General features: G+C 71.5%; 13 protein-coding genes. 9 read left to right on the forward strand and 4 right to left on the reverse strand.

The features are described from left to right. The first annotated feature begins 55 nt into the window (after positions 1-55). The 3 genes from AC1DYZ_RS14495 to AC1DYZ_RS14505 all read left to right on the forward strand — a co-directional run bounded on the left by AC1DYZ_RS14495 (position 56) and on the right by AC1DYZ_RS14505 (position 2,285). The gene (locus tag AC1DYZ_RS14495) at positions 56-250 is read left to right on the forward strand and encodes a hypothetical protein (RefSeq protein ID WP_477065890.1); all 195 of its coding nucleotides are present in this window, start codon (positions 56-58) and stop codon (positions 248-250) included. 317 nt (positions 251-567) lie between these two features. Next, positions 568-1,605 (forward strand): diacylglycerol/lipid kinase family protein, encoded by a 1,038-nt coding sequence (locus AC1DYZ_RS14500; protein ID WP_477065891.1) that lies wholly within the window; start codon positions 568-570, stop codon positions 1,603-1,605. After that, positions 1,602-2,285 (forward strand): phosphatase PAP2 family protein, encoded by a 684-nt coding sequence (locus AC1DYZ_RS14505; RefSeq protein WP_477065892.1) that lies wholly within the window; start codon positions 1,602-1,604, stop codon positions 2,283-2,285. Before AC1DYZ_RS14500 ends, AC1DYZ_RS14505 begins: the two co-directional genes overlap by 4 nt. A gap of 85 nt (positions 2,286-2,370) precedes the next feature. Here AC1DYZ_RS14505 and AC1DYZ_RS14510 read toward each other — a convergent pair whose 3' ends face one another. Then, positions 2,371-2,769: an ester cyclase gene (locus AC1DYZ_RS14510; RefSeq protein WP_477065893.1), complete on the reverse strand. Its 399-nt coding sequence runs from the start codon at positions 2,767-2,769 to the stop codon at positions 2,371-2,373. Next, the gene (locus AC1DYZ_RS14515; RefSeq protein ID WP_477065894.1) at positions 2,766-2,912 is read right to left on the reverse strand and encodes a hypothetical protein; all 147 of its coding nucleotides are present in this window, start codon (positions 2,910-2,912) and stop codon (positions 2,766-2,768) included. The genes AC1DYZ_RS14510 and AC1DYZ_RS14515 overlap by 4 nt, the downstream gene beginning before the upstream one ends. 160 nt (positions 2,913-3,072) lie before the next feature. On the opposite strand from AC1DYZ_RS14515, the gene AC1DYZ_RS14520 reads away from it, so the two are divergent. From AC1DYZ_RS14520 to AC1DYZ_RS14530, 3 genes are all read left to right on the forward strand, one after another. Further along, on the forward strand, positions 3,073-3,984 hold the full coding sequence (locus AC1DYZ_RS14520; RefSeq protein WP_477065895.1) for a DMT family transporter: 912 nt from the start codon (positions 3,073-3,075) through the stop codon (positions 3,982-3,984). Beyond that, positions 3,981-4,331 (forward strand): group I truncated hemoglobin, encoded by a 351-nt coding sequence (locus AC1DYZ_RS14525; RefSeq protein ID WP_477065896.1) that lies wholly within the window; start codon positions 3,981-3,983, stop codon positions 4,329-4,331. Before AC1DYZ_RS14520 ends, AC1DYZ_RS14525 begins: the two co-directional genes overlap by 4 nt. A gap of 101 nt (positions 4,332-4,432) precedes the next feature. Beyond that, the gene (locus AC1DYZ_RS14530) at positions 4,433-5,122 is read left to right on the forward strand and encodes a DUF998 domain-containing protein (protein WP_477065897.1); all 690 of its coding nucleotides are present in this window, start codon (positions 4,433-4,435) and stop codon (positions 5,120-5,122) included. Here the strand turns inward: AC1DYZ_RS14530 and AC1DYZ_RS14535 are convergent. After that, the gene (locus AC1DYZ_RS14535; protein WP_477065898.1) at positions 5,097-7,910 is read right to left on the reverse strand and encodes an AfsR/SARP family transcriptional regulator; all 2,814 of its coding nucleotides are present in this window, start codon (positions 7,908-7,910) and stop codon (positions 5,097-5,099) included. The two genes, AC1DYZ_RS14530 and AC1DYZ_RS14535, sit on opposite strands and share 26 nt — an antisense overlap. A 442-nt stretch (positions 7,911-8,352) precedes the next feature. On the opposite strand from AC1DYZ_RS14535, the gene AC1DYZ_RS14540 reads away from it, so the two are divergent. Beyond that, positions 8,353-9,978 (forward strand): DUF5597 domain-containing protein, encoded by a 1,626-nt coding sequence (locus AC1DYZ_RS14540; protein ID WP_477065899.1) that lies wholly within the window; start codon positions 8,353-8,355, stop codon positions 9,976-9,978. A gap of 373 nt (positions 9,979-10,351) precedes the next feature. Beyond that, positions 10,352-10,717, forward strand: a complete 366-nt coding sequence (locus tag AC1DYZ_RS14545; RefSeq protein ID WP_477065900.1) for a YciI family protein — start codon at positions 10,352-10,354, stop codon at positions 10,715-10,717. Positions 10,718-11,061: 344 nt separating this feature from the next. On the opposite strand, the gene AC1DYZ_RS14550 is transcribed toward AC1DYZ_RS14545, so the two are convergent. Continuing rightward, positions 11,062-11,316, reverse strand: a complete 255-nt coding sequence (locus tag AC1DYZ_RS14550) for a hypothetical protein (RefSeq protein ID WP_477065901.1) — start codon at positions 11,314-11,316, stop codon at positions 11,062-11,064. Between the two features lie 418 nt (positions 11,317-11,734). Here AC1DYZ_RS14550 and AC1DYZ_RS14555 point away from each other — a divergent pair, with 418 nt between their 5' ends. Beyond that, positions 11,735-12,334, forward strand: a complete 600-nt coding sequence (locus AC1DYZ_RS14555; RefSeq protein ID WP_477065902.1) for a hypothetical protein — start codon at positions 11,735-11,737, stop codon at positions 12,332-12,334. Positions 12,335-12,356 lie beyond the last annotated feature (22 nt).

Consider the following 12,356-nt stretch of genomic DNA (forward strand, 5'->3'; position numbering starts at 1 on the left):
GACGATGGGATGGACCTGGTCCGCGACGGTCCGGGCACGGCAGGAACGGGCGACCATGAGCGACACACCGCAGGAACCGGACGCAGGGACACCAGAAGGTGGCTACGGGTTTCCGACACTCGAGCAGGAGGTCACCCCGGAGCTGCTCGAACGGAGCGCCGAGTCCGACGGCTCAGGCAAGGATCCCGACGACGGAACAACACCGGTCGAGCCCGTGGAGAATCCATCGGCGGTCGAGCGCACCGACTGAGCCGCGGGTGAGTTCACGACCGAGAACTTCTCTCGGGTGGTGGCGTCAACGACCTGGTGGGCGAGCGATCGCACGAACATTCCATGCGGCGGCCGACCCGGCCGGCGCTAGGGCCCCGGCAGAGGAACGTCGCGGCCCCGCATCAGGATCGAGAGCTCGAGACCGCGGTGCGTGCAGACCTCGGCCAGAGCGGCGGTACGGACGGCGCAGCGGGGGCGCACGCCGCCCGATCAGTTGCTCACCATCCGGGCTCGCCTACCTCGACGTGCCTGGCTATCGTCAGTATCCGAATCGATCGGGCGTCGGGAGGCACCGGCATGTCGCACCCGAGTGCCGGCACCGGCGCCGGCGCGGAGCGCCACCAGCGGCACGCCGCCAACCGTGCGCCCCGGGCGACGCACCCTGTCCTGCTGATGAACCCGAAATCCGGGGGCGGCAAGGCGACCAAGTTCCGGCTCGAGGACCGCTGCCGCGACCTTGGCGTCGAGCCCGTCGTGCTCAGTCCGGGCGACGACCTCCAGGCAATGGCCGAGGCCGCCGTCGCGCGAGGCAGCGACCTGCTCGGCATGGCCGGCGGCGACGGCTCGCAGGCCCTGGTCGCCGCCGTCGCGGCCCGGCACGGCATCCCGTTCGTCGTGGTGCCCGCTGGCACGCGCAACCACTTCGCCCGCGACCTCGGCGTCGGGACGGGTGTCGTCGGCTCCCTGGCGGCGTTCGTCGACGGCGCCGACGTCCGCGTCGACCTGGCCGAGGTCAACGGCCGGGTGTTCGTCAACAACGCGTCGATGGGTGCATACGCCCAGCTGGTCCGCTCGCCGCGATACCGGGAGGCGAAGGTCCGCACCGCCGTCGAGCTGCTGCCCGAGCTGGTCGGCCCGTCGGCTGCGCCCGTCGACCTGCGGTTCACGCTGCCCGGCGGCGGGCTGGCGACAACGGCCCAAGTGCTTCTCGTGTCGAACAACCCCTATGACCTGTCCGGCGCGCCGCGCGGGGCAGGACGTCTGAGGCTCGACGATGGACTGCTGGGCATCGCCTCGCTGCGCGTCGTGAGCGGTGCCGAGGCCCAACAGCTGGCCGCGCTGACCGCGGCCGGGCACAGCGAGCTGTTCCCCGGATGGGACGAGTGGACTGCGACGACGCTCGAGGTGGACTCCGAGCAGCCCATCGCCTTGGGCATCGACGGTGAGGCCGTCACCCTCGATGCCCCGCTGCACTTCGTGACCCGCCAAGGTGCGCTGGTCGTGCGCGTCGCCCGCGAGCGACTCCAGAGCAAGCCGACGCTGCTGTCGAGCGGGAAGCGACCCATGCCGTTCACGGCACTGTCGCGGCTGCTCTCCGGACGGGGCCTGACGTGAGCGCGCCAACGGGCGGCGCCCCGGTGCCGCCCGCGGCCGGCTCGACCGCGGAGGCCCGGGAGCCCGTCGAGGACTGGCTGGCCCAGCGGATTGCCGACGCCCTGCCGGGCGAGCAACCCGAGGCACTGCTCCACGTCTTGCGCACGCTCGGCCGGTGGGACCGGCGCGCCTACGAGGCGGTGGCCGGGCTCTCGACGCCGCTGCTCGACGAGCCGATGCGGATCGTGGCCCAGGTGGCCAACCACTCCAAGCCCTGGATCGCGACCGCGGCGCTCCTCGCGGCCGTTGGCGGGCGCAGGCAGCGGACCGCCGCTCTGGCGGGTGTGGCGGCCATCGCTGCCACGTCCTTCGTCGTGAACCAGCCGATGAAGCGCATCGGGGCCCGACTCCGACCGGACCGGCACGCGCTGCGCGTGCCGGCGCCGCGGTGGGTGCCGATGCCGACGTCGACGTCCTTCCCGTCCGGGCACTCTGCGTCCGCCGCCGCGTTCGCCGCCGCCGTCGGGCAGGTCCTGCCCGAGCTGCGAATCCCGTTGCGCGTCGCCGCCGCCACCGTCGCACTGTCGCGCGTCTACACCGGCGTCCACTACCCCGGCGACGTTCTGGTCGGCGCCGTGACCGGCGCGGTCGTCGGCCGCTCCGCTGCGCGCCTCGTCCTGAAAGTGACCGAGCCGAGCTGAGGGCCACCGACCGCCGAGGTCCCGGCACCAAGGAGGGACGCGGTCGGCTCGATGGGGGCCGCCGCCGCTGCCCTGCACCGCCCCGTCAGGCGGACGCAGTGACGGGCGCCTCGGCGATCATGGTGATCTCCGTGATCAGACCATCGACGAGCGTGAGCACGTCGATCACCCGGATCGAGACGCGCTGGCCCGTCGGCGGGAGCACGCCGACGGGCGTCGCCAGGGGGCCGACGTGCCGCCCCTCGAGGCGGAAGGCAACGGCGACCTTCGAGCCGGCGTCGCTCACCTCGAGGACCTCGCGATGCACGTCGTCGAGGGCGCGCTGGAGCGCCGCAGCGGCGTGCACCAGGTCGCCGACGGTCAGCAGCGCGCCGTTGACCCGGACCGGGTCGGCGTAGAGCTCGCGAAACGCGTCCGCCGCCCGCGCGGGATCGGCGTGCGGTCGGGACCACAGGTCGAGCAACGCCGCCGGCTCGAAGCTCATGACCGGATCGCCGGGACGCGCAGCGCCCGCAAGACGGTGCGGACGGCCGCCGCGAGGCGGGAGGTCCGCCAGTCGACGGCGGGCAGGTCGTGCTGATGGGTGTCGTGCGTGGCGGCCCACAGCGGGAACTCGTGCGCATACATGTCGGACTCCTCTCCGTGCGCCGCATCTCGGCGCTGCCCACACGCTCGCGCCGGACGCCTGCAGGAACACTGCTGCCGAATTCGGTATCTGCAGGTTTTCTGCAGGCCCCCGTCAAAGGTGGCCTTGCACGCTCGGGCCACCGACCGAAGGGGCCCGACCATGACCGCCGCACCGCTCATCGACACCCGCCCGCTGACCCGACCGCAGGCGCCCGGCTGGCTCCCGCCGGCGGCGCTCGCGCTGGTCGCGGCGCTGTGGGGCGTGACGTTCACGGTGGCCGACGACGCGTCGACGACGATGCCGGCCGCCGACCTGGTGGTCTGGCGCTTCGGCCTCGCCTCCGTGATCCTGACGCTGTGCACCCGCGCGGCGCCGGCCCTGCCGCCGCTGCTGCGCGGGCGCGGGATCGTCCTCGGCGCGCTGCTCGGTGCCGGATTCCTCCTGCAGGCGTGGGCGCTGACGTTCACCGATGCGCTGACGTCCGGCTTCCTGACCAGCCTGCTCGTCGTCGTCGCACCGCTCGCCGCCTGGCTGATCTACCGCGAGCGGCTCGGCCGCGCGACCTGGGCCGGAGTCGGGCTCGCGACCGCCGGCGTCGCGGTGCTGAGCCTGCACAGCACCGGGCTCGGCCCCGGCGAGCTGCTGACGCTCGCCTCCGCGGCGACCTGGGGCGTGCATGTCGTGCTGCTCTCCCGCTGGTCCGTGCCGGGTCACGCCCTGCGGCTGGCGCGCGTCCAGACGGCCACGGTGGCGGCGCTGGCCATCCTCGTCGTGACCCTGCGCTCGTGCCTGAGCGGACGCACGTCCGTGCCAGCGGCTCCGCCGGACCTGGCGTCGTGGGGCAGCGTCCTGTTCCTCGCTGTCCTGGCGACCGCCGCCGCGATGGTGCTGCTCAGCTGGGCGCAGTCGAGGCTCAGCGGCACCCGGGCCGCGGTCATCCTCACCCTCGAACCGGCGATGGCCGGGGTGACCGCCGTCCTCACCGGAGCCGCGCTGACGGGTCGGATCGTGCTGGGGGCGGCGCTGCTGCTGGGCGCCATGTACGTGGTCGAGCTCGGGGGCCGGCGATGAACGACCTCGTCGAGCGGCTGGGCGGCACCGAAGCAGTGCACGCCGCCGTGGACGATCTGTACCGGCGGATCCTCGCCGACCCCGCGCTGGCGCCCTACTTCGACGGCGTCGACCTGGACCGCCAACGCGGCCACATGACCGACGTCCTGGTCGTGGTGCTTGGCGGCCACCTGCGGCCGGACCGGCTGACGGGTGTGCACGCGCACCTGCACCTCACCGACGACGTCTTCGACCGGACGGCCGGACACCTGCTCGACACCCTCGCCACTCTGGGGGTCGATCCCGCGGCCATCGACGACGTCATCGCCCAGGTCGCGGCCCTGCGGTCGAAGGTCCTCGGCTCGTGAGCCGCGTGCAAGGTTCCTGCAGGGAACCGGCAACCGGCACCGCACAGCATCAACACCACCGAGCGGCCCACACCGCCGCCCCCACCGAAAGAGGAGTCATCGTGACTGTCGTCACCCCCCAGCTCATCACCACCCCGAAGGCGTCCACCGCCGGCACGCGCCTGGTCCGTGTCGCCACGGTCAGCGCCGTTGCAGCCGGCGCGGCGATCGTCGTCGCCGGCCTGCTCGACCCCGGCTACAGCGCGCGCAGCGAGGCGATCAGCGCGCTCGCGTCGCAGGAGTCCCACTCGGCCGCGCTCATGATCGGTGGGTTCGTCCTCATGGCGACCACCCTGCTCGCGTCCGGCGCGTTCCTGTTCTCGCGGCTCCGGGGCAAGGGAGCGCGGACGGCGTCCGTGCTCATCCTCGTCTCGGGCCTGCTCACGCTGGTCGCCGGGTTCAACCGGCAGGACTGCTCGAACCTGCAGGCGGCCTGCCTGGCTCGCGAGGAGGCCGAGACGGTGTCCTCGCAGCACGTCATCCACAACCTGGTGTCGATCCCGATCTTCCTGTTCCTGATCGTCGCCACGTTCTTCCTCGCGGCGGGTCTGCGCCGGTGGGGTCGGGACGCGCGTCTCGCCCGCGCCACCCTGCTCGCGGGGTTTGCCGGGCTCGCACTGGCCGTCTGGTTCGGCTCCGGGGCGTACGGCTCCAACGGCGGGCTCGTCGAGTGCGCCCTGGTCCTCGTGACCTTCGGCTGGCCGGCCCTCGTGGCCAACCGGGTGCTCAGCCGCGACGCGGTGGCGAGCTGAGCGCGTGCCCGTCCGGGACCAGCTCCGCGACGCGCGCGAACGCGTCGGCGGAGTCCAGGGCGCGGCCCGCGTCGTAGGTCGCCGTCAGGCCGTCGTCAGCGATCCGTTGGGTGATCTCGCGCAGGTAACCGGCCGTGTCGAGCGGGTCCATGAGCTCCGGCGCGTACCCGATGTCCCTACCCTGGCGGTGGGCGATCCCCGCCAGCTCCGCCGCGGAGCGCACGTCTCCGCGGCGGAGCAGCACGTAGGCGGCGCTCACCACGCCGACCACCCAGGACGTCAGGTCGCGGTCGGCGACGGAGTTGCCGATGACGCGGGCCACCGCGGCCCGCGTCGGCTCGGTGACGTCGCCGGCCGCGATCCCGGCCTTGGCCACGACCCACTCGCACGCCACCACGCACCACGAGTACCCGCAGTCCTCCGCGACGGCGACACCTTCGGCGGCCCGCGCCCGGGCCTCGTCCAGGTCGCCGGCCCGCAGGTGCCCGGTGCTCAGCGCCAGCAGGGCGTCGGCGGCCCGTTGCGGCGACTCGACTCCGCGGGCCAGCACCAGGGCTGTCCGGGCGTCCTGCAGCGCCTTCGCCACCTGGCCGAGATTCGCCTCGAAGAACGCGATGGTGGACAGCGCGTAGCTCTTGGCCTGGGCGTCGAGCGTGCCCGCGGCCAGCTCGGCGGCCGTGCCCAGCTCGCCCACCAGGCCCGCGTAGTCCCCGGCCAGGTAGCGGAGCAGCACGACGCCGACAGACCTGCCGATGAGCAGGCGGTCGGGCACGTCCTGTGGAGCAGCGGGCGCGTCGCCGAGCGCTCGGAGGCCCTCGACCACGTGCCCGCGCCGGTACCAGAACCACAGCATTCCCACGGCGATGCGCAGGCGGGGATGGTCAGGCTCGTCGGCGCTCCAGGAGAGCGCGGCGCGGATGGTGTCCTTGTCCTGCTCCAGCCGGTGCATCCATTGCCGGCTCCGCGGCCCGCGGAGCTCGGCGTCGGTCTGGTCGGCGAGGGTCGCGGCCCAGGCGACGATCTGCCGACGAACCGCCCRCGTGCGCTCGTCGGAGCGCTGGAGCGCCGCGTACTGCCGCAGCGTCTCGAGGATCCGGTAGCGACGCGGCGAGCCGTCGAGGGCCGTGACCAGCGACTTGTCGATGAGCGAGAGCAACGTCGACAGCACGCTCCGACCGCCGGCCACCGCGGTGGCGCCCTCCAGGTCGAACGACCCTTCGAACACGGACAGCACCTCGAAGAGCGCCTTCTCGTCGGGGGTCAGCGCGTCGTGAGACCAGGCGACCGCCGCCGTCATGCTGGCGTGGCGCTGGTTCGCACGGCCCCCGCTGAGCAGGGCGAACCGGTCCCCCAGCTGGTCGGCAAGCTGGTCGACCGACAGCGCGCGGCACTGCGCCGCGGCCAGCTCGATGGCCAGGGGCAGGTCGTCGAGGCCACGGCACACCCGGGCCAGCGTGGCCCGCTCGTGCGGGTCCGGCCGCCAGCCGGGCACCACGGCCGTCGCGCGCTCCACGAAGTGCTGCTCGGCATCCACGCTCGCCAGCGCCCGCAGCTCCAGCACCAGCTCGCCGGGAACGCGCAGCGTCTGCCGGCTCGTCGCCAGCACCCGGACGTCCGGGCACCGCTCGAGCACCGCCGTGACCAGCCTTGCGACCTCGGGCGCGATCTGCTCGCAGTTGTCCAGGACCAGCAACAGGCGCCGCTCGGCCAGGACGTCGGCCAGCCCGGCCGCATCGTGCGCGCCGGTGATCGCCAGCGCGGTCACGACCGTCTCCAGCAGCAGCGAGCCGTCCTCCAGGCCGGCCAGGTCGACGAACCACGGACCGTCCGCGTCGCCCCGAGCGCGAGCCGCCTCGAGCACGAGCCGGGTCTTGCCGATGCCGCCCGGTCCGACCACCGTGACGAGCCTGCTGCGATCGAGCGCCGTCGCGACCTGCGCGAGCTCGTCGCCGCGCCCGATCAGGGCGGTGACCGGCTGGGGCAGCGTCCGGTTGCGTGCCGACGGCGCGGGCCGCGCGACGGCCTCCCCCGGCAGGTCGAGCGACGGGTCGTGCTGGAGCACCTGGGCGTGCAGCGTGCGCAGCGAGCGGCCCGGCTCGACGCCCAGCTCGTCGTCGAGCCGGCGGCGCACCTGGTCGTACGCCGCGAGCGCCTCGGCCTGGCGCCCGTCGCGGTAGAGCGCCAGGATCAGCACGGCGTGCAGGCTCTCCCGGAACGGGTGCAGCTCGACGAGCGCGCTCGCCGCGGTGGCGACCGTGGCCGCGTCCCCCAGGCTGAGCAGCGCGGACAGCCGAGCCTCCCGCGCCAGGAGCACCAGCTCCGCCAGCCGCGCGGCCTCGGCCACCGCCGCGTCTCCGAGCGACTCGACGACATCCGCCAGGGGCGCACCCGACACCAGCGCCAGCGCCTCGTCCAGGATCCGGAGCGCCGCGCCAGGGTCCGTCGCCATGCCGGCCCGCGCGTCGGCCAGCAGTCGCGCGAACCGGCGGGCGTCGACGGCGTCGTCGGCGACCTCGAGCAGGTAGCCCGGCGCCCTGCGGACGACCCGAGGACGCGGTGCCTCGTCGTCCGCCGGCACGCCCAGGTCCTCGCCCAGGCTTCGCCGCAGCCGRGAAATGTAGACCTGCAGGGTGGACGACGCCGATTCGGGCGCGTCGTCGCCCCACAGCTCGACGACCAGCCGGTCCGTTGACACGACGTGCCCCGACGACATCGCGAGCACCGCGAACACGGCCCGCTGCTTCGGGGAGCCGAGCGCGACGTCCTGGCCGCCGACCGTCGCGGCCACCGGCCCGAGGATCCGGATGAGGGTGGTCGGCGCAGGCGATGGTGCGGCCCTGCCCTGCGACCGCGCGCCCATGAGCCGGAGCCTGACCTACCGTGTCTGACCGGTCAAGGACTCCGCGCGCCACGGCGCCGTGGGAGCGAGTCCCGATTGCCCGTCGCGGGCGCGCCGAGCACCATAGCGAGGCACGACATCACGAAGACGCGCACTTGGCCGCACAGTCGCGACGCGACCAGGGATAAGTCGTGGGTGCGGCAGCGCACGCCGTAGCGTCGGACAACGTCGAGGTCCACGAGAAGAACAGCTTGCGTGGTCGCACCTGATCATCCGGGGACCTCGACGCCATCACCCCGGTACTCGTTCACCGTTGAGCCGATACCCCCACCGGAACTTCGAAGAGCCACAACTGGGACGCTTCTCATCGAGCGTGCCCGAAGGAGACCTCATGGCCGAACTTCCCCGCTTGGAGCGAGCAGGCACCCACACGCGGCTGGTCGTGGACGGCTCACCGTTCCTCTGCGTGGGCGGCGAGCTGCGCAACTCCAGCGCTTCTGATCCCGTGTACATGGCACCCGTCTGGCGCGCTATCGAGAGGTCCGGAGTGAACTCGATCATCGCTCCCGTGGGGTGGGATCAGGTGGAGCCGTCCGAGGGTGAGTTCGACTTCAGCGTCGTCGACGAACTGCTCTCAGGTGCGCGCTCGGCCGGCGTCCGCCTCGTCCTCATCTGGTTCGGTGCCTACAAGAACGCGTTGTCCACCTACGCACCGACGTGGGTTCGCCAGGACTCCGCCCGATTCGAGCGAGCCGACCGGGGACCGTCCCCCATGCGGGCTCCCTTCACCTACTCGGGCTCGATGCCTCGCCCCACCCTGTCGGTGTTCTCCGGGCCTCTGCGTGAAGCGGACGAGGCGGCCTATGGAGCGTTGATGGAGCACATCGCCCGGGTGGACGAGGATCACACCGTCATCATGATGCAGGTGGAGAACGAGGTAGGGCTCCTGGGGTCGAGCCGCGACCGGTCCTCCTCCGCACAGCTCGCGTGGCTGTCGCCCGTTCCCGAGGCCCTCGTCGAGGCCGTGGCGAGCCAACCGACCGCCTTCGACGACGACGTCGTCGATCTGTTCGGTCGCTCGCGCCCGGGCGGCGCATCGTGGCAGGAGCGATTCGGCGACGACGATCCGGTGGCCGATGAGGTCTTCATGGCGTGGGGGTTCGCCAGCTATGTCGGCGCCCTGGCCGAGAAGGGCAAGCGGATCAAGGCCCTGCCCGCTTTCGCGAACGCCTGGCTGGGTCCCCAACCAGGTCAGGACATGCCCGGCCAATATCCCAGCGGCGGTCCGACCGCACGAATGAGCGGGGTGTGGCGCGTCGCCGGACCGGCCCTCGATTTCTTGTCCCCCGACATCTACATCTCCGACAGCGAGTCGGTCATGCGCGCATACACGTCTGCCACTAACCCGCTCTTCATCCCCGAGGCGCGCGTCCTGACCGGTGACGCATTCCGCGCGTTCGGCGCATTCAACGCCATGGGTTATCACGTCTTCGGAATCGACGACGTCCGTGAAGACAGTCAGCTCTATGACGCATTCCGGAAGCTTCKCGCACTCGCCCCGCAGATCCTCGAAGCCCAGCGGGACGGTCGCGTGATGGGATTCGCGCYGGATTCGGRGACGGATTCCGCCACCGCCCGGCTCGGGTSGACMACCGTCACGKTGCGAAGCGCRCCSAAGCTCCTCGCTGACATGCTGCTCGATGCGGGTGTCCGRCTGCCCGAGCCAGCCCCGCTTCCCGACGAGACTCTGCCGACCGCCCACGCRCCCTCCCCCGCAGACTCGCGTCCGTTCGGAATCGTCCTGCAGACCGGAGATCTCCAATACATCGCACTGGGACGGCAGGCGATGATCGACTTCGGTCGGGAGGAATCCTTGCTCGAGATCGACAGCGTGCGGGAGCTTCGCCTGCACGACGGCGCCTGGGCCGAGGGCCGCATCCTCAACGGAGACGAACGACTGATGATCCTCGGCCCACACGGAGTGTCGGCCGTGAAGATCACGCTGATCGAGCGGTGAGTGCGCTTCGGCACGACGTGGTGAAGCTGAGGCGCTGGACATCGTCGAGGTCCTCGAGCTGAACAGGTTGCCTGGTCGCTGCTGATCCTTAGGACCCCGACGAGATCCACCCGTGCACTCGGCTCACGGGCGAGCCGTGACCCTCAGCGGAAGCCCGACGGAGGCCAGATTCGAAGCACCGCGAAACCTCGGTCGATCGACGCCGGCGGGCAGGTGACTGCCTGCATCCTCACCCCGCACGCTGACGCCGGCGCGGCGAGTCGGCGGCGAGGTGCAGCAGTTGCCTGCCGGTGTCGATCTCGGGAACCCTCGCGCTTCATCCCTGCGACCGGGCACAGTAAGGGGGTCCGACGACACCCGGAGGAGAGCGATGATGACCGCGACGTGGATGGTGCTCCTGTACGGCGACGAGGGGTTCTGGTCGACGGCGACACCGGAGATCAAGGACCAGATCATGGGCGAGCACCGCGCGTACGCGGCCGCCTGTTCCGAGCGGGGCCACAAGATTCTCGGCGCCTCCGAGCTCGGCTTCTCATCGAAGGCGTACAGCACACATCGCGCCGACGACGGCACCATCGACATCATGCGGGGGCCGTACAGCGAGACCGCTGAGTACCTGAGTGGCTACTACGTCGTCGAGACGGACGACCCCTGCGGGCTGGCCCGGCTCACGAGCGACATCCTCGTGACCGACGGCGAAGGCGGCGTCGAGGTGAGGCCTGTGGTCCAGCACTCGTGAAGTTCGTCGTCCTGGCGTTCGGGCCTGCTCGCACGTCGGCGACCTCCGGGCGCTCKAGCGAGCTGAGCCGGTCGTCAGCCTCATAGTTCCCTCATAGTCCCGTCGTCATTGACGTTCCTGAGGTAATACATGCAACGCTCTCGGTCGCTCCACCTCTAATTCTCTCGCAAACGCTGCATCGGCCCCCGGCCCCTCCCCACGAGCACGCCGCGACGCAGAGCGCGAGGCCGACCAGCGCGGCGCCAGCACGCAGCGCTGGGAGACGAGGTGATCGCGACGCACCTGTTCCAGGTCGACGCCGAAACGCTCGGCGACCGCCGCCCACTCCTCACGCTGTGGGTCGCTCATCGGCCGGCCGTGACCCGTTCGAGGGTCGCGCGCATCCGCTGCCGACCCGCGATGTCCTCAAGGACCTCGAGGTTGCACTCGGCCCAAAGCGCGCCGATCGCGTCCTGAGCATCGACGTCCTGCCCTCGAGGATCGGCACGGGCAAGGTCGAGGACGGTCTGCTCCGGCGTCGTAGCAAGCGCCGGGCCGAGGTCAGTCTCGACAAGAACCGCATCGAGTGCCTCGACGTCGCACATGACGAACCGGATCACGCCTTCGCGATCCGCGAACCGCAGTGGCCGACGTTGGGTCGGCACCGCGACGTACCCGGCACCGCACGCGAACTCAATTCCTGCGCCGATTCCGAGTGTTGCCGGGGGGCAGCTGCGGCCGCGATCCCCACGCGCGTGTCGTGCATTCGCGGCCGCTCCACTCGATGTATCGCCGGTGACAGCCAACCCCGGCAGGGCTATACCTGGACGTGGCAGCGCCCCGGGCACATCGACTCAGCGACCGCCCAGGCGCACAGACGCGCGAGCCTGAGATCGCGCGCGGATCCAATCAGATCCCTCCCGAACGGAGTTCCCGCATGCGCGCCGACCACGTTTCACACACTGGGCGAATGATTCCGATTGCCACGGTGCAAGGTTCGCCGCGACTATCCCCGGCCGTCGGTTCCGGCGGCTCGTCGTGGTCACCGTCGGCGCTCTCCTCGTCATTTTGTCGCTCGCCGCACCCGCCGCAGCCAAAGAATCCGTTGACCCGGGCACATTGAACCCGCCCCCGCCGGAGTCCTTCAACGCCAGTTGCTTCCGCACCGGCAGCCACATCTCCTGCAGCCTCGCGTTCAGTGACCCGGACGTCATCGACGAGCCGTCTGGCATCGTGTGCGACGGCACCGAGCTCCTCGTGGCTCAGTCACGGTCGGTGGTTGGGAAACGGCTGTACGACGCCGACGGGAGCTTGCTGCAACGGCACTTCCGTGAGTACCTCGACGGCACGTTCACCAATCCCGACACCGGCCTGGCCGCCTTGTGGAGCCAGCACGACACAGTGGTTCACAACCTGGGGACCCCTGGAGACGTCGCGTCGGGCACCACGGCGATCAGCGGCTTGGGCACGCGGGCCTGGCTCCCCGGCGGAGGGACGATCCTCACCGACGCCGGGACGACGCTCATCGACTCCGCCACCGACGAGCCGGTGAAGTTGTCTGCACATCACCCGTTCGACGAGTACTTCCGCCTCGGCGATGAGTCCGCCCTGGCGCCACTCTGCGCGGCGCTCAGCTGATCGGTCGCGTACGTCGACCTCC

The sequence above is a fragment of the Cellulomonas sp. P1_C4 genome, assembly GCF_056406355.1.

What these genes read in the sequence shown, in the direction of transcription:
- AC1DYZ_RS14525 (WP_477065896.1), top strand. Translation starts at nt 3,981, where the DNA reads ATGAACGACCTCGTCGAGCGGCTGGGCGGCACCGAAGCAGTGCACGCC.
- AC1DYZ_RS14500 (WP_477065891.1), top strand. Translation starts at nt 568, where the DNA reads ATGTCGCACCCGAGTGCCGGCACCGGCGCCGGCGCGGAGCGCCACCAG.
- AC1DYZ_RS14510 (WP_477065893.1), bottom strand. Translation starts at nt 2,769, where the DNA reads ATGAGCTTCGAGCCGGCGGCGTTGCTCGACCTGTGGTCCCGACCGCAC.
- AC1DYZ_RS14515 (WP_477065894.1), bottom strand. Translation starts at nt 2,912, where the DNA reads ATGTATGCGCACGAGTTCCCGCTGTGGGCCGCCACGCACGACACCCAT.
- AC1DYZ_RS14495 (WP_477065890.1), top strand. Translation starts at nt 56, where the DNA reads ATGAGCGACACACCGCAGGAACCGGACGCAGGGACACCAGAAGGTGGC.
- AC1DYZ_RS14520 (WP_477065895.1), top strand. Translation starts at nt 3,073, where the DNA reads ATGACCGCCGCACCGCTCATCGACACCCGCCCGCTGACCCGACCGCAG.
- AC1DYZ_RS14545 (WP_477065900.1), top strand. Translation starts at nt 10,352, where the DNA reads ATGACCGCGACGTGGATGGTGCTCCTGTACGGCGACGAGGGGTTCTGG.